The sequence below is a fragment of the Arsukibacterium tuosuense genome (assembly GCF_900215315.1).
Lineage (GTDB): Bacteria > Pseudomonadota > Gammaproteobacteria > Enterobacterales > Alteromonadaceae > Alishewanella > Alishewanella tuosuense.
Genome location: NZ_OBEB01000001.1, coordinates 358,259 through 375,471 on the forward strand (window position 1 = coordinate 358,259; position 17,213 = coordinate 375,471).

At 49.3% G+C, this 17,213-nt stretch carries 15 protein-coding genes; 7 read left to right on the forward strand and 8 right to left on the reverse strand.

The annotated features are described in order from the left end of the window. Positions 1–81 precede the first annotated feature (81 nt). The gene (gene acs, locus CRO03_RS01675) at positions 82–2,037 is read left to right on the forward strand and encodes an acetate--CoA ligase (RefSeq protein ID WP_097109829.1); all 1,956 of its coding nucleotides are present in this window, start codon (positions 82–84) and stop codon (positions 2,035–2,037) included. 101 nt (positions 2,038–2,138) lie between these two features. Continuing rightward, the gene (locus CRO03_RS01680; protein ID WP_097109830.1) at positions 2,139–2,813 is read left to right on the forward strand and encodes a LuxR C-terminal-related transcriptional regulator; all 675 of its coding nucleotides are present in this window, start codon (positions 2,139–2,141) and stop codon (positions 2,811–2,813) included. Between the two features lie 53 nt (positions 2,814–2,866). Here the strand turns inward: CRO03_RS01680 and CRO03_RS01685 are convergent, their stop codons facing one another. Continuing rightward, entirely contained in the window at positions 2,867–6,421 is a 3,555-nt protein-coding gene (locus CRO03_RS01685) for a PAS domain-containing hybrid sensor histidine kinase/response regulator (RefSeq protein WP_097109831.1), read from the reverse strand. A 155-nt stretch (positions 6,422–6,576) separates the two neighbouring features. Here CRO03_RS01685 and CRO03_RS01690 point away from each other — a divergent pair, with 155 nt between their 5' ends. The 5 genes from CRO03_RS01690 to CRO03_RS01710 all read left to right on the forward strand — a co-directional run bounded on the left by CRO03_RS01690 (position 6,577) and on the right by CRO03_RS01710 (position 11,777). Then, the gene (locus CRO03_RS01690; RefSeq protein ID WP_097110358.1) at positions 6,577–6,840 is read left to right on the forward strand and encodes a DUF4212 domain-containing protein; all 264 of its coding nucleotides are present in this window, start codon (positions 6,577–6,579) and stop codon (positions 6,838–6,840) included. A 5-nt stretch (positions 6,841–6,845) separates the two neighbouring features. Beyond that, the gene (locus CRO03_RS01695) at positions 6,846–8,627 is read left to right on the forward strand and encodes a sodium:solute symporter family protein (RefSeq protein ID WP_097109832.1); all 1,782 of its coding nucleotides are present in this window, start codon (positions 6,846–6,848) and stop codon (positions 8,625–8,627) included. 103 nt (positions 8,628–8,730) lie between these two features. After that, positions 8,731–9,258 carry a hypothetical protein gene (locus CRO03_RS01700; protein WP_097109833.1) on the forward strand — a complete coding sequence of 176 codons (528 nt, stop codon included), beginning with the start codon at positions 8,731–8,733 and terminating at the stop codon, positions 9,256–9,258. A gap of 28 nt (positions 9,259–9,286) precedes the next feature. Then, a complete protein-coding gene (locus tag CRO03_RS01705; RefSeq protein ID WP_097109834.1) occupies positions 9,287–11,113 on the forward strand; it encodes a DUF294 nucleotidyltransferase-like domain-containing protein in 1,827 nt (608 codons plus the stop codon). A 1-nt stretch (position 11,114) separates the two neighbouring features. Continuing rightward, positions 11,115–11,777: an exonuclease domain-containing protein gene (locus CRO03_RS01710; RefSeq protein ID WP_097109835.1), complete on the forward strand. Its 663-nt coding sequence runs from the start codon at positions 11,115–11,117 to the stop codon at positions 11,775–11,777. A 69-nt stretch (positions 11,778–11,846) separates the two neighbouring features. Here CRO03_RS01710 and CRO03_RS01715 read toward each other — a convergent pair whose 3' ends face one another. The 7 genes from CRO03_RS01715 to CRO03_RS01745 all read right to left on the reverse strand — a co-directional run bounded on the left by CRO03_RS01715 (position 11,847) and on the right by CRO03_RS01745 (position 17,203). Further along, on the reverse strand, positions 11,847–13,415 hold the full coding sequence (locus tag CRO03_RS01715) for a PH domain-containing protein (RefSeq protein WP_170948910.1): 1,569 nt from the start codon (positions 13,413–13,415) through the stop codon (positions 11,847–11,849). Continuing rightward, entirely contained in the window at positions 13,399–13,953 is a 555-nt protein-coding gene (locus tag CRO03_RS18440; protein ID WP_212682309.1) for a PH domain-containing protein, read from the reverse strand. Before CRO03_RS18440 ends, CRO03_RS01715 begins: the two co-directional genes overlap by 17 nt. 4 nt (positions 13,954–13,957) lie before the next feature. After that, entirely contained in the window at positions 13,958–14,440 is a 483-nt protein-coding gene (locus CRO03_RS01725) for a YehS family protein (RefSeq protein ID WP_097109837.1), read from the reverse strand. 74 nt (positions 14,441–14,514) lie between these two features. After that, positions 14,515–15,075, reverse strand: a complete 561-nt coding sequence (gene efp, locus CRO03_RS01730) for an elongation factor P (protein WP_425426969.1) — start codon at positions 15,073–15,075, stop codon at positions 14,515–14,517. 13 nt (positions 15,076–15,088) lie between these two features. Further along, positions 15,089–16,288, reverse strand: a complete 1,200-nt coding sequence (gene earP / locus CRO03_RS01735) for an elongation factor P maturation arginine rhamnosyltransferase EarP (RefSeq protein ID WP_097109838.1) — start codon at positions 16,286–16,288, stop codon at positions 15,089–15,091. 19 nt (positions 16,289–16,307) lie between these two features. Continuing rightward, entirely contained in the window at positions 16,308–16,676 is a 369-nt protein-coding gene (locus CRO03_RS01740) for a hypothetical protein (RefSeq protein WP_097109839.1), read from the reverse strand. Further along, a complete protein-coding gene (locus CRO03_RS01745) occupies positions 16,670–17,203 on the reverse strand; it encodes a hypothetical protein (RefSeq protein WP_097109840.1) in 534 nt (177 codons plus the stop codon). Before CRO03_RS01745 ends, CRO03_RS01740 begins: the two co-directional genes overlap by 7 nt. Positions 17,204–17,213: the final 10 nt, after the last annotated feature.

Below are 17,213 nucleotides of genomic sequence, written 5' to 3' on the forward strand. Positions count from 1 at the left end.
ATTTCATTTGTAGTGTCATTTCGATAGAAAGTAACCAGTTATAAATTCTTATATTAATACTGCAGATCCACAGGGGAAACTATGTCACATCCAAGCCTTTATCCGGTAAGTGCGACGGCCAAAGCCAGAACACATATAACAGATGATATTTATCAGGAGATGTACCGCCAGTCGGTTGAGCAACCTGAACAATTCTGGGCTGAACAGGGTAAGCGTCTTGATTGGATCACGCCGTACAGCAAGATTAAAGATACCAGTTTTGAATTAGGTAAGGTTAAAGTTAACTGGTTCAGCGATGGCATCTTAAACGCCAGTTATAACTGTCTGGATCGCCACCTGGCAAGCCGCGCCGATCAGGTCGCATTTTACTGGGAAGGTGATGAACCAGGCGTCCAGAAAACTGTGAGCTACCAGCAGTTGTATGATCAGGTATGCGCCCTGGCCAACGGTATGAAGTCATTAGGGATTAAAAAAGGTGATCGGGTAACTATTTATCTGCCGATGATCCCGGAAGCTGCCGTTGCCTTGCTGGCCTGTGCCAGAATTGGTGCCGTGCACTCAGTTGTGTTTGCCGGTTTCTCTCCCGACGCCCTAGGTAACAGAATTGTCGATTGCGATTCCAAATTGGTTATTACCTCAGATCAGGCACTGCGTGGTAACAGAGCAACCCATTTAAAAGACAACACCGATGCGGCGCTGGGCCACCTGGGCAGCGACAGTCCGGTGCAAAATGTTATCGTAGTAAAACACGTTGGCAAAAATATCGATTTTCACCCGGCACGGGATGTCTGGTACCACGAGCTGGTCGCCAACCAGAGTAAAACCTGTGAACCAGAGCCAATGAACGCCGAAGACCCACTGTTTATTTTGTATACGTCGGGGTCGACCGGTAAACCAAAAGGCGTATTACATACTACTGGTGGTTATCTGGTTTATGCTGCGATGACCCATCAGTATGTATTTGATTATCATGATGGTGACATCTACTGGTGTGCAGCGGACGTTGGCTGGGTTACCGGCCACAGTTACATCATTTACGGGCCGCTGGCTAATGGCGCCAGCAGCGTCATGTTTGAAGGCGTGCCTACCTACCCGAGCGTTAAACGTATTGCCCAGATAGTCGATAAGTATCAGGTTAATATCCTTTACACTGCCCCTACTGCGATCCGGGCCTTAATGGCCCATGGCGACAGCCCGGTTGAAGGGGCCAACTTAAGCTCACTGAAGATACTGGGTAGCGTTGGCGAACCGATAAATCCGGAAGCCTGGAACTGGTATTACGAGAAAGTTGGTAGCAGTCAGTGCCCCATTGTTGATACCTGGTGGCAAACTGAAACCGGTGGCATTTTAATTACGCCATTACCGGGTGCCACGGCATTAAAGCCAGGCTCTGCCACCCGGCCATTCTTCGGGGTTAAACCGGCAATTGTCGACAACGAAGGTAAACTTCTGGACGGTGTCGCAGAAGGTAATCTGGTTATCCTGGACAGCTGGCCTGGTCAGATGCGCACGCTATACGGTGATCATGACAGATTTGAGCAAACTTACTTCAGTACCTATGCCGGCATGTACTTTACCGGTGATGGTGCCAGACGCGATGAAGACGGCTACTACTGGCTTACCGGTCGGGTAGACGATGTGCTGAATATTTCTGGTCATCGGCTGGGCACCGCAGAAATTGAAAGTTGTCTGGTCGCCCACGATGCCATTGCCGAAGCTGCCGTGGTCGGTTACCCGCACGATATTAAAGGCCAGGGTATTTATGTTTATGTCACTCCCAGAGTTGGCGTTGAACCCAGCGAAGAGCTGACTAAAGCGATCAGAGCCTGGGTTCGGGAAGAAATATCACCGATTGCCACCCCGGATTTAGTGCAATGGGCGCCGTCTGGCTTACCCAAAACCCGCTCGGGTAAAATAATGCGGCGCATTCTGCGCAAAATTGCGGCGAACGAACATGACCAGTTAGGTGATATTTCTACTCTGGCAGACCCATCTGTAGTTGAAATTTTAGTGAATAACCGTTTAAATCGTAAGTAAGGCAAAAACAGCGTAAGCTTACGTTGTTCCAGTTGCAGCAAAAAGGCCGCTATTGCGGCCTTTATAATAATTACAATTCTGGACCTTACCGGAGGATTTATATGGCAAAGCTTATCGTTGCTGACGACCATCCGTTGTTTCGCAATGCGCTGATTAATGCGATAAGCAGTACCTTTGTCACTAAGGCGACCATCGAAACTGATAGTTTCGAGACCACCTGCACTGCATTGGAACAACACCCCGACACTGATCTGCTGTTACTGGACTTACATATGCCCGGCAATTGTGGCTTTCTGGGTTTAATCCAGTTACGTAAAAACTACCCCAGCCTGCCGATAGTGGTCATATCCGCCAGTGAAGAGTTAGACGTGATCCGGCGGGTGATCGCTTTTGGTGCCTCAGCTTACATTCCCAAGTCTGCCAACCCGGTAGATATCAGTACGGCATTAAATGCAGTGCTGGCCGGCGAGCTTTGGGTACCAGCCAGCCTGCACAAAGCGGTATTTCAGGAACAAAGTGCCGGCGAGGATTTAGACTTAGCAGCCAAAGTGGCCCAGCTTACCCAGCAACAATACAAGGTATTGTATTACTTAACCGAAGGCTGGCTGAATAAACAAATTGCCTACGATTTGCATATTTCGGAAGCGACAGTTAAAGCGCATATTACTGCTATTTTTCGCAAGCTTGGCTGCACCAACCGGACTCAGGTGGTTATTCAGGCCCAGCGTCTGACCTTAGAACCGCCGGTAGACCGAGCCATGGCGCAGCAACGCTGAGCTAAGCAAAAGCCTGTCAGCAAATTACAATTGTTGCCGGATGATAATCATCGTTACGGCAACTGTTTGCTGCGTTTAAGCATTTTAAAGTGATTGAGGCTGGCTCTGAGTGCACCTGGTTTAATTGGCTTGGCCAGATACATCAGGCCTGCTGCCTTCGCCTGCGCAGCTAAATCTGCCTGAGGTGATGCCGACACCAGAATGCCGCCGACTTCGCCCCACAACGGTTTTATTTGCTGATATAAATCCAGGCCATTAGCTTGCTGGCCTAACTGATAGTCTATTAACATCACGTCGGGTGCTGCTGCCGTGCGGGCGTAATCAAGCAGCTCCTGTTCATCGTAAAAACAATTTACCTCAGCTATTTGCCACTGCTCCAGTAATACCTTTAATGCCGCAAGGTTAGCAGCATCATCATCGATACACACCACCGTTAAGCCTGGTAAAGGCCGTTGTTGCGCCTGCGGTCCCGGTAATGGCAATACTGTGCGCTGCTGCAGCGCCAAAGGTAAACTGATACTGAACAACGTCCCCTTGCCGGGCCAGGAGCGGACAGCTAACGGATGATCCAGTAATTTTGCCATCCGGTGCACTACCCCCAGCCCCAGACCTACGCCCTGCTGGCCTTTCGCTGTTGCATCTATCCGGTAAAAGTCTTCAAAAATCCGTTCTAAATCATAGGGTGAAATGCCAGGGCCGGTATCCCATACCTGAACAATTATCCGGTCCTTTCTTTTTCGGCAACCAAGTAAAATTCGCCCTTTTACCGTATATTTAAGCGCATTTGATAACAGATTCTGTAAAATTCGCCGTAAGTAGGTCGAGTCTGTCTGGACATTGTACTCGGCCATCCGTACTTTCAACGCCAGGCCTTTCTGGCTGGCTACCAGACTGTACTCGTCTGCCAGCTGCGACAGCAACTCTTTCAGTGCTACAGGCTGTACATCAGGTTGTAACTTACCATCATCCAGTTTGGCAATTTCCAGTAAGGTAGAAATCAGCTCTTCAGAAGCTTTTAAAGAATTATCGAGCTGAGCCAGGATCGATTTTTGCTGCTGTTTTTCCTGAGCGCCACTCAGGGCAGCGGTAAACAACCGGGCGGCGTTTAATGGTTGCAGAATATCGTGGCTGGCCAACGCCAGGAACCGGGTTTTGGAGGCATTAGCCGCCTCAGCTTCAGCTTTTGCCTGTAAAAGTTGCTGCTCGGTTGCACGTCTCCGCCCTACTTCTGCCAACAGTTCGTGGTTTATATCTGAGATAGTCTGGGTGCGTTCCTGTACCCGTTCTTCCAGATGTTGCTTGGCCTCTGCCAGAGCCTGCACTGCTTTTACATGCTCAGAAATATCAGTAAAGCTGGTTACGAAACCCCCACCCGGAATGGGATTACCGCGCATTTCAATGACCCGGCCATCGGGGCGTACCCGCTGAAACACATGGGCGGTACCTTTTTGCATATGGGTGATGCGCTTTTCAACGTGCTCATCCGGATCGCCAGGGCCGCAAAGTCCCCGCTCTGCGTTCAGTCTGACAATATCAGCGACCGGCCGGCCTACTCTGACCATGCCCTCAGGGTAGCTGAACATTTCCAGATAAGCTTTATTCCAGGCAACCAGTTTCAGTTCCCGGTCGACCACACTGACCCCCTGGCTTAAATGCTCCAGGGTCGAGAACAATATTTTACGGGAGAACTGAATAGCCTGGGTTGTATCATCAAATAAGGTGACCACATCTTCAAAACCAAGCTGCCGCCCCTCCAGCACTGCGTTGACCATGGCCGAGGCAGATGACGCACCAATAACCCCTGCCAGCTCCCGCTCAACATGCTCTACCAGGCCCACTGTTGGCAGGTCATCCAGTTGCAGATTGAGTTTGTTTTTCCGACCAAATTCGGCCAGACACTCAATAGCCCGGCTGGTACCGACAAAACGTTCCAGCAATATTTTTAAATCCGCATTGTGAATGCGGATCCGCCGGGCTGGTGTATCCTGATGATTAATGGGCAGGTTAGGCTTAACAAAAGCCACCGCCTGCAACCGGTCCTGCAGGTTAACGTTGCTCAGCAGCGAAACGATAATATAAGCCAGAATATTAAAACCGAGTGACAACAGCACACCATGACTAAGGCTATCCAGGGTAATACCAAACATCCCGGTAGGTGACAGCCAATGCATGCCCAGTAGCCCCTGCTGCATAATGTCGCTGTTAATCACCCCTGCATTAACCAGCTGCGGTAGCATCAGGGTATAGAACCACAATACCAGGCCTAAACTAAGGCCGGCGTATACGCCCCAGGCATTACCGCGCCGCCAGTACAAACCACCCAGAACCGCTGGCGCCAGTTGTATTGCTAATGCAAACGCCAGCAAACCGGTTTCAGCCAGCTCATAGTTGCGGGCAAATATCTGATAGTAAAAATAGGATAAGCCCATCACCAGCAAAATCATGGCCCGGCGCACCAGCAAAATCAGTAAACTGTAATCATGTGGCATGCCTTTACGGCGATTAGATTGCAGTAAACTGGGCATGACCACGTCATTACTGATCATGGTACTCAGGGCTAACGTCGCAATAATAATCATTGAAGTGCCGGCAGAAAAACCACCAATAAAAACCAGCACACTTAAACTGTTCCAGCCAGACTGCGCCGGGATCAGCAGCACAAAGCTGTCGGCCTGTGACAGCATTGCCGGAAACATCTGCATACCAGCGACCGCGAGCGGCACTACTACTATGGTAACCAGCAGCAGGTAACCGGAAAACCAGCGTCTGGCATGACGAAGATGATGGTGAGAGACATTTTCAACAAAAGCGACATGAAATTGCCGCGGTAATAAAAATACCGCGGCCATCGCCAGCAGGGTTTTGGTAATAAATTCAACGATGCCGGAGGTGCTGTAATTAGCCTGCTGGCTACTGGCATGCGCTGCAAACGCCCGCAGCACATTTTGCTCTTTGTCCAGAATAAAAACATATACCGCAATAGCCAGGGTTAACAGCGCAAACAGTTTCACCACAGATTCAAATGCTATCGCTACCATTACGCCACGGTTTTGCTCGGTTAAATGCAGCTTGCGGGTACCAAATAAAATCGCAAAAAACGCCATGGCAATGGCACTGAGTAAGGCGCTGTCCTGATACCAGTTATCGGCAATATCAGTAAAATCGCCCCCCAGTAACACCTGATACGAGCTGGCCACCGCTTTTAACTGCAACGAAATATAAGGCACTACCACAATCAGGCAGATAATCGCGGAAAACATCGCAATGTTTTTGCGCTTGCCATAACGGGCAGCAATAAAATCGGCTATCGAGGTAACATTTTGTTTTTTCGAAACATATAACAGTTTGAATAAGAACGGCTGGCCGAAAACAAACAGTAAAATGGGCCCGAGATAAATAGGAATATAGTCCCAACCGCGGGTTACAGCGGTGCCAACCGCACCGTAATAGGTCCAGGAAGTGCAGTAGACCGCCAGTGCCAGGCTATAAATCAGCCCACCATACTTTCGTATAAGCCGGTCATCCGCGTGGCGTTCACCCCAGTTGGCAATCCAGAATAAACCCCCGACGTAAATCAGCGCCAATAAGGCGACAGTCCATGCCGTCACTGCTTTCTCCTACGTTCTGAATAGCGATACTTTGAGCCGCAACATCCCCGCTGTCAATCTCTGGCCATCAGGCTTCGACTAAAGTCGGGCTGGCGCGCAAGGTAACTGCTGCTAGATTAACAATGCTCGATAAAAATAACTAAAGGAGAAATATGATGGCGGACCATACAAAGAACGCCCAGGCTTATTGGCGAGCGAACCTTCGCTTGATCATTATCAGTCTGGCGATATGGGCATTAGTGTCCTATGGCTTTGGCATTTTGCTGCGGCCAATGTTGGCAGGCATTCCGGTGGGTGGCACAGACCTGGGTTTCTGGTTTGCGCAACAGGGTTCAATTTTAACCTTTATCGCTTTGATCTTCTTCTACGCCTGGAGAATGAACAAACTCGATAAGGAATTCGGCGTGGACGAGGAGTAAGCAGGATGAGTCAATTTGCAATAAACCTGATATTTGTCGGCGGCTCCTTCGCCCTCTATATCGCAATCGCAATCTGGGCCCGGGCTGGCACCACCAAAGAGTTCTATGTGGCTGGCGGTGGGGTTAACCCGGTAATGAATGGTATGGCTACGGCTGCCGACTGGATGTCAGCAGCGTCATTTATTTCAATGGCCGGCTTAATCGCCGCTGGCGGCTATGCCAACTCAACCTTTTTAATGGGCTGGACCGGTGGTTATGTGTTGCTGGCGATGTTACTGGCGCCGTATTTGCGTAAGTTCGGCAAGTTCACTGTGCCAGACTTTATCGGTGACCGCTTTTACAGCACTGGCGCCCGGCTGGTTGCCGTAGCCTGTTTAATCATTGCCTCGGTAACTTATGTTATCGGTCAGATGACCGGTGCCGGTGTGGCTTTCTCACGCTTCCTGGAAGTCAGCAGTGACATGGGCTTGATTATCGCCGCGGTTATCGTATTTTTATACGCCGTTATGGGTGGTATGAAAGGTATTACTTATACTCAGGTGGCACAATATGTAGTGTTAATTATCGCCTACACCATTCCTGCGGTATTTATTTCACTGCAGCTAACCGGTAACTTCTTACCACCACTGGGCTTGTTCTCTGAGCATACCGAATCAGGCATGCCGCTACTGGCCAAGCTGGATGAAATTGTACGTGAGCTGGGATTCCGTGACTACACTGCAGATGTCGATAATAAACTGAACATGGTGTTGTTTACCCTGTCACTGATGATTGGTACTGCCGGTTTACCTCACGTTATTATTCGGTTTTTCACCGTACCCAAAGTTGCTGATGCCCGCTGGTCAGCCGGCTGGGCGTTAGTGTTTATTGCCCTGCTGTATTTAACTGCACCTGCTGTGGCTTCAATGGCCCGTTTAAACCTGATGAACACCATTTATCCGGACGGCCCTACAGCTGATTCTATTTTACATGCCGAACGGCCAGACTGGATGAAAACCTGGGAAACCACCGGTTTAATTAAGTTTGAAGATAAAAACGGTGATGGGCGGATCCAGGTATATAACGATACGCCGGCATTTGCTGCTACCGCAAGCGATCGCGGCTGGAATGGCAACGAGCTGGTGGTAAATAACGATATCCTGGTACTGGCTAATCCGGAAATTGCCAACTTACCAGGCTGGGTTATTGGTTTAATTGCTGCTGGTGGTTTAGCTGCAGCACTGTCAACTGCGGCCGGATTACTGTTGGCGATTTCGTCAGCCATTAGTCATGACTTGATAAAAGGCTCGCTCAAGCCTGATATCAGCGAAAAAGGAGAGTTACTGGCAGCCCGTATTTCGATGGGGGTAGCAATCATTGTCGCAACCTGGCTCGGCATGAACCCGCCCGGCTTCGCTGCGCAAACGGTTGCTCTGGCCTTCGGTATCGCCGCGGCGTCTATTTTCCCGGCGCTGATGATGGGTATCTTCTCCAAGCGGGTAAATAACAAAGGCGCTATTGCAGGGATGCTGGCAGGGTTAATTTCAACCTGTGTCTATATCTTCCTGTATCTTGGCTGGTTCTTTATCCCAGGTACGGCAACCTTCGCCAATACCCCGGATAACTGGCTGTTTGGTGGCACAGGTTATGGCATTTCACCGCTGTCATTTGGTGCAGTGGGTGCAATGATTAACTTTGCTGTGGCCTTTACTGTGTCAGCATTAACCGCTCCACCACCAGTGCGCATTCAGGAACTGGTAGAGAGTGTCCGCTTCCCACGGGGCGCTGGTCAGGCCGTAGACCACTAAGCTAACACTAAGCTATAGTGTCAGTAATAAGATGTTGAAGTAGTAGCGGGCTTTCAATTGAAAGCCCGCCTTTTTAAAGCAAGATACTAAGCAGGAATACCCTATGTTGTGGGAATTAATCGCGACCATTGTTGCCGGGTTGGGTGCAGCGGGCATAGCGCTGGCCATCCGCTTTATCAGCAAGAAAAAAGCACCACGCTGGCTGATCCCCGCCTTTGCCGGTCTGGGCATGCTGAGTTTTCAGGTGCAAAGTGAATACAACTGGTATCCGCATCAGGCGGGTTTATTGCCAGACGGTGTGGTGGTGGTGCGAACCGTTCAACAACAAGCGGTTTGGCGGCCCTGGAGTTATGTTTATCCGCAAACATTACGCTTTATTGCAGCGGATATTGCCAATGCCGCCCCTAATCAGCGCAATGAAGCAATCTGGCTGGTCGACTTATACTTTTTTGAACGCCGGCTGTCAGCCAAACGGGTACCCCAGGTGGTACATTGCCAGCAACAGGCCCGTGCCGATTTTACTGAGAAATTGCATATTCCTGCCCCCGGTGAAGCAGTGGGTAACGCCTGGCATAAACTGGAAAACAATGACCCGCTACTGTTGGCGTTATGTCAACGTCAGGCAGTGTAACTTAACCGACACTATACACTGAGGTCCTATGGAAGTTGCTGAGGTAACTACTTTTTTAGCTGGCACCACGCCATTTGATCAGCTAGATCATGCCCAGCTGGCCAGCCTGGCCGGCAATATCAGTGTTTACTACTGCCAGAACGGCGAAACAGTGCAACTGAGTGCAGAGCGCTTGATGATCGTCCGCACCGGCATATTCGCGTTGTACAGTGACCAGCAAACCTTGCTGACCAAACTGGAAGAAGGGGATTTTTACGGTTATCAGTTATTATTAACCGGCTTAAGCGATGATGATAAGCTGCTGTGTGAAGAAGATGGTCTGGTTTACTGGTTAAGCGCCGACGCCTTTCATCAGTTACGTTATCAGTATAAAAATATTGATATTTTCTTTCAGCGATTATTCAGCAGACGACTACATCAATATAAAGCTCAGCAACAAAATTCCCGTTTTACCCTCAAAATCAGTGACATTGTCCAGGCACGCAAAATTGCGATCAGTGGCGAGCACAGCGTGCAGCAAGCCGCCGCATTAATGACCGAAAAACGGGTGTCATCACTGCTGGTAGAACAGGAAGAGCGGCTGGTTGGCATTATCACCGACCGGGATCTGCGCAGCCGGGTGCTGGCAGCTGACTTGCCGGCGCAAACCCCGGTCAAGCAGGTAATGACAGCCAAGCCACATACTATCGACAAACATGCTTATTTGTTTGAAGCCGTGCAGCTGATGAGCCGCCACAATGTTCACCATTTACCGGTGCTGGACAAACAACAAAGCTATTCAATGATTACAGCCACTGACATCATCCGCTCGCAGCAAGACCATCCGGTATACCTGATTGGTGAAATACACCGTCAGACCAGTGTCGATGGCCTGGAGCATTGTGCCAGTCAGGTCAGCAGCCTGGCGCTAACCCTTGGCAAACAACAGGTACCTGCGCATGAGGCAGGACATATTATTACCACTATTACCGATGCGCTGACCCAACGCTTAATTGCCCTGGCGCAACATGAACTGGGCCCCCCGCCTTGTGTGTTCAGCTGGCTGGCTTTCGGTTCACAAGGCCGGATGGATCAAAGCTTAAATGCTGATCAGGATAACGCCTTATTACTGGAAAAAGAGCCGGTTGGCGAGGTCGCTGAGTACTTTGCAGCATTAGCTGACTTTGTCTGTCAGGGGTTAGCCCGCTGCGGCATTATTTTGTGCCCGGGCAATATTATGGCGTCCAACAGTGCACTACGGTTAAGCTTAAAAGGCTGGTCAGGCCAATTCGCCAAGTGGGTCACCAGCCCTACTCCTGATGCCCTGCTTAAATCCAGTATCTTCTTCGATTTACGGGTTATTGAAGGCAGTAAAGGTCTGTTTAATGCGCTACAACAGGATATTCTGGCCAAAACCACTGACAATGCGTTGTTCTTATATCATCTGGCCCAAACCGCCTTGCAACGCACTGCGCCGTTAAGTTTTTTACGTAATTTTATTCTGGAACATGACGGTAAACAAAAAAAAGGCCTCGACTTAAAAAAACGCGGTATCAGTTTAATTACTGATATTGTCAGAGTATATGCGCTGTCAGCCGGGATCAGCGAAATTAATACCCGTCAGCGTTTAGTCCAGTTGGCCAACCAGGGCGTAATGGACAGTAAAGACACTCAGAACCTGTCAGATGCCTTCGATGTCCTGGCACAGTTGCGCTGGGACAAACATCAGCATGATCTGACTCAGGGTCATGATGTCAGCAACCTACTCGACCCCAATGTGTTATCGGGTTTACAGCGGCATCAGTTGAAGGACAGCCTGACGGTAATTAATGATGCCCAGTCGTCATTAAAGCACCGCTTTTGCCGGGATTTATAATATGCTGGCTTGGCTATCAAACAAAACAACACCGCTCAGCCATATCGTGCAGACATTTAACCAGACTGCACTGCCTGCCGGGGGCGTCCGCGCAGCCGACTGCCCTTTTCTGGTTATCGATTTGGAACTGACAGGGCTGAACGCAAAGCAGGATCATATCGTCAGCCTTGGCTGGCTGCCGGTGCGTCAGCATGAAATTGTGCTGAGTGAAGCCAGACACTATTTGGTCCATAGTCCGGTAAGCGTGGGCCAGAGTGCGGTTTTTCATGGCCTGCATGACAAGGACTTTGACAAAGCACTGGATTTGGCTGAAGTACTGACGGAACTGCTGCAACGCTATGCCGGCTACATTTTTGTTGCTCATCATTGCCAGCTTGATTGTCGGTTTTTAGAAGTCGCCAGTCAGCGTATTTTCGGCAAGGCGGCTAAGTTCAGTTTTATCGATACCCTGAACATTGAGCTCTACCGGATGCAGAAACAGGGTATCGTAATGAAAAAAGATGCATTACGCCTGCCGCAATGCTTAAGCCGGCATAAACTGCCACAAAGTACTCAGCACCATGCTCTGGCCGACGCCTACAGTTGTGCTTTACTGCTGCTTAGCCAGCTGAAACACAGTCATGCTGATATCACCCTGGCGGATTTGCAGCTGCAAAGCCGCTGACGTCACCGCCCGGACCCGCCAGCTTTAGCTTCCGGCATTACCTTCCTGCTTTGTTACGTCCAGGCTTTGCTACATCCAGGCTTTGTTACTGCGCTCCAACTGATACAGCCCCTGTTCTAGTATCGCCCGACCGTCAGTTTCAGCCATAAAAGGAATTTCCAGCGCACCGGATGCCATCACCAGTTTTACCGAGCATAAACCGGCACGACGCATCAACCAACTTTGCTTAAACTGGACCTGCTGCAACTTGTATTTGGCAAAACAGTAATAATCAACACCAAAATAGCCGCGGCGAATATAACAATAGTTATTGTCCTGTGCATAACCATAACGGTACCAACGCATTACGATAAGCAGTGCCCAGAATACCAGAGGCACGATACTGAGTAATGCCAGTGTCTGTTGTTGCTGCAGCCACAATAGCAGCGTACCAACTACGCCCGCAGGCAACCAGTACAACAGTAAATAGCGCCAGATAAAACGCTTGCTTACCGGATTAAATGCTATTTGGCGCAGTTGATTATCCGGATAAGCATCAGCAAGCAAGGTGGTGGCTTCAGCCGGGGTTACTGACGGCACCATAATTTTCTGTTCAGTAGCAAATTGTTGCTGACCGTTAATCTGTTCAAAACTCAGGTTAACTCTGCCAAGCAGCATATCCAGCCAGTCACGCTTCAGCGCAACCCATTGTAGACGGGAAAACTTCATACTGACTTCATGTCGGGTCAGCAAACCACTGCGTCGGATATAGTTATCCTGCTTTTTATGCAGGGTATAACCGTAAAACGATAATACCGAACCCAGTATTGAGAACAGGGTTAACAGCAGCATAATAAACATGGTTAACGATACTGCATACAGGCCGATAACAAACCAGGACTGCTGGGTGGGGTCGAACATCGCAGGCAAGTCGATGCCGGCCTGTAGTAACACGTCGAGCACTTTATCAGCAAGCTGATTATAAAAAGGCGCCGCTAAGCCTAAAAATAACCAGATCCGGTTATTGCTAATTCCATGAATAACCAAATCAGCCAGACTGCGCTGATTCAATAGCTGCTCGGGCTCACTCGCGGATACAGCTGCAGCATGTTCAGGACGGGTGTGCTCGGGCGCATTTGCCTCAGTTTGCCGTAAATCCAGAATGTGTTGCTTTAGTGACTCAGCGAAAGGCCTGCTTAGCGCCACTAACCTGGCTTCCTGATGCACTGAGCCCGCAGTATCCAGTTGCAGGCAAACATAATCTGCCGGCCGATAAAAAAGTGGCTGCTCCAGTTTAATGTTCTGGATCCGGTTAAACGGTAAATTCAGGTATTTTTTACTGACGACCCCGGAGCGGATCTCTACCGTACCCGCCGACAACCGGTACTGGAAGTAATAATACTTCAAAACCGCAGCAGTGATTATCAGTAACAACAACCCACTTAACAAACCAATGGCCAGGCCGGGATTTTCTTTAATCCGGTTAAATAACAGAATAAAAGGTGGAATAAGGTAAACAAACTGGCCAACAAAAAAACGCAGCACTGCCACCGCAAAATATAAAATAGCAATGGGTGATACCCTGTGCCACTCTGCCTGGCTGACTGTCTGGTTCAGCTCAGCTAAGGGTACTGCAGCGGGCTCATTGTTGTTGTTCATCTTGCAATGCATCCTTGTGCTGCAATACAAACTGACGGATTTGCTGCGCCTGGGTAAGATCTAACCCGGGAATTTCAAAGGTGTGTAACGCCCCACCGGCGCTGAATAACTGCAGACGGGCCAGCGCCGTTTTACGCTCCAGCGGCCCCTGTTTTAATTCGATATGCTGCACCCTGACGACCGGCTGAGTAATCATTTTGCGAAAAAAAATGCCCGAACTGTAACTAATATCATGTTCGCGCAGCGCAAAGTGCTTATGTTTGTCGGCCTGCCAGCGATAAGCTGCCCGTAGCAAGCCCAGTAAGGGAATAAACCAAAGTGCGTGGAATACCAGCGGCGCCATATCAGCTGGCAGCGCCCACCAGGGTTGCAGCCAGCTGCCAAACACCAGCAGCCACAACAGGCTGAAAAAAACAGCATTAACGCCCTGACGCAACAAGCGGTAGCGTCTGGCCAACGGCTCTGGTTGCAGGGCCTGCAGCGGGGTGAGCTGCTCACTTAACAATTGGGTGTTACTAAAAACGCCCTCAGTGCTCATCAGCTTACTCCTGTGATTCAGCATCGATACCAGGCCGGTATTTTAGCTGTAAACCTTTAATAAAATTCCGCAGCACCTGATCCTGACATGCCCGGAAATGCTTATGATCGGCCCGGCGGAAAAAAGCACTTAATTCCGGTTTACTCAGCCGGAAATCTGCCAATGTCATCACCTCTAGAATATCGTCATCTTTAAAATCGAGGGCAATTTTCAGCTTGCGCAAAATAATATTATTATTAAGCCGTTGCTCAGGCTCTGGTTGTGGCCCATCTTTTCGGCCCCGCCTGTGAACAATAAGGCCATTTAAAAAACGGGCAAGATCAACATCGGCCATCGCCCCGAATTCACTATCGTCATCTTTACTCAGCCAGCTAATCATTTGTTCGCGGCTGGGTGTCTGACCACCGAGAGCCATAATATCGCTCATGGTGCTGTTATTGTATTCAAAGGCATACCGCAAGCGGCGTAACACGTCATTATTGGTCACAGTGCAATCCTGTTATGGGCTGTAAAACAACAAAAGGCGCAGAACGCGCCCTTTGTTATCGTTAACGAACGAAATTACTTCGCGCGGCTGCGATATTCGTCAGTACGGGTGTCAATTTCAATCTTATCACCAATATCGACAAAGGCCGGAACCATTAACTCAAAGCCGGTATCCAGCTTCGCTGGCTTCATTACTTTACCGGTCGTATCGCCTTTGGCAGCAGGTTCGGTATAAACCACTTCCCGTACGACGACGGTTGGCAGGTCTACAGAAATTGCCCGCTCGTTATAGAATACCACTGAACATTCCATACCGTCGGTCAGGTATTTCAACGCTTCAGTCATGTTCTCAGCTTCAATTTCGTATTGGTTATACTCAGAATCCATAAACACGTACATCGGATCAGAGAAATAAGAGTAAGTTACTTCCTTGGTTTCCAGTAATACCTGCTCAAACTTGTCATCGGCGCGGTATACCGTTTCCATACCCTGGGCGTTAAGCAGGTTTTTCATTTTCATCTTAACGACAGCAGAGTTACGACCTGATTTATTAAACTCGGCCTTTAAAATTACCATCGGTTCGGTGCCAACCATAATTACCTGGCCAGCGCGCAGTTCTTGGGCTGTTTTCATCATTATTGAAATATCTTCATTGTTGGGAAAAATTGGGCGTTATTATAAATTTTTTTTCGGCAAAGTGCACGAGGTTGCTGGCAAGATCTCCATTTGCCAGTAATTGCTGGCGCCACAGCCGGTTATACTCTTCAATTTGCGGCAGTAATGGATAAATTTTTTGCCAGCTTACTGTCAGTTCACTATCTGTATTCCAGGCCAGATAAAATTGCCGGATGGCGTCAGCCAACTGCGCCGGCATTTGCTGACAATAACGGTCAAGGAAAGCCTGCAGCTTAACCAGGTGGGCATTTTCCTGCTGACGGTATATTTGCCAGACAAAGGGCCGGCCCGCCCAGTGCGCCCGGATAATGGAGTCTTCACCTCTGACAAAATTTACATCACAGGCAGCCAGCAGCAAATCATAGTCTGGCTGGGCCAGAAACGGCATTAGCTTCAAACAAAGATTACCCAGTTGCAGCTGCCCTGCACGCTGCAGCTGCGGATACTGCTTACTCAACTCGTCGGCCAGCTCGCCGTGCGGAATAATGCACAATACGTTGTCCGGCAACTGCTGCCATTGTTGCAACAGGCTATTCAGCTGGCTATGACTATAAGCAAATAGCGAAATTTTAAGCTGAAACGCGTCAGCCACAATGTCTGATTTCTGCCAGAATGCCTGCTGAGCAGCTTTATCAGCGATAAATTGGTCGAGTTTCTGTGGTAAGTGCTGCTCATATAACAGACCACCGGTTTTATTGCTAAAGCCCGGGAAAAAAAAGTATTTGTTAAGGGCATGCTGGCCCTGGGGCGAGCTGAGCGCATGACAGCCCTCAACCCAAAGCTCTGCTGACAGATATTCCAGGTTTAGCCATAACGGCGCGGGTAGTTGCCTGGCCATTTGCTGTTTGTATGCCTCAGGAATAGTACATGCCAGTGCTTCAATCACCACTGCAGCTGGTGGTAACTGCTGCCAGTTCAACTGTGTGCTGTGTTCGGGTGGCCAATACAATACCTCCACTCCCTCTGCTACCTGCCCACTGAGTGCCGGAGATATTTGCGGGCAAATTCGTTGAAAGCTGTGTAAATCATCAACCAGCAGTTGCACCCTGATACCGTGCTCAGCCACCAGCTGCCGGCTTAAGCGCCAGCAAATGCCAATGTCACCAAAGTTATCCACTACTGAACAGAATACTCGCCATAACCGGCGTTCATCAGTTTGGTTTAGTTGTCGCAATGGGCTGCCTGTCTTATGCTTAAAATAGTAACGGCGCTATTATACCCAGTGCAATGCGCAGGAACAGCCATATAATAATCAGAAATAAAATCGTTACCAGCCAGGCGAGGCTGTACTGCAGAATATGCCGTAAACGATTTTGCAGTCTTCCCCAAAAATCTGAGGCTACTGCAGGGGGTGACGGATGCGCAAATAACAGCGTCATTAGCAACATATTAAGCACAAAGGCGAAACTGACTAATGCGGTTAACTGCCAACGCTGACTTACCTCAACCGGTGCCAGCAGCAATAAATAACCCAGCCAACACAAACTGGCCAATGCCAGTAGTAACCACAGTGGTTGTAACGGCTGTAACTTGCTGGCAATAGCCCGATAGAAGCTTAGCATTGTGCGCTTTCCTGTTGTCGTAGTATTGGCGGATATAATGGCAATATGCCAGACTCCCCAGCCATATCACCTACCAGCCAGATTTCGTTAAAAGGATGAGACTTCGGCATATGTAGCTTGCTGCAGTGCGACAGCATATCCTGCCGGCTCCACAACGGATTAGCATTGCGGATAACCAGCCAGACATTGTCACTTTGGTAGTGTTTCTGAGCTTTACTACTGATAATCCGGTTTAACGCAGTTAGTAGCCTGTGCTCTGGCGGCGTTCTTAGTAATGCCATCAGCTCGCGGTGGGTTTCAGCACTGATAGCCCTGCCCAGAATATGCATGGCTTCGACTTCGCTACCGTACAAGTGGGCAATTTCTAAATCCAGTTTATTGTTCTCGTAATAACAGGAGACATCTGGCCTTGCCGGTTCATTGTGCCAGATATGACGCATTTTAATGCCGAAACGCTGTTGATATAGCCGCATGAAAATCCGGGCTGCCTCATGTTCCAGCTTTATTTTTTCTTCAGTACCCTTCATAAGCGTTACC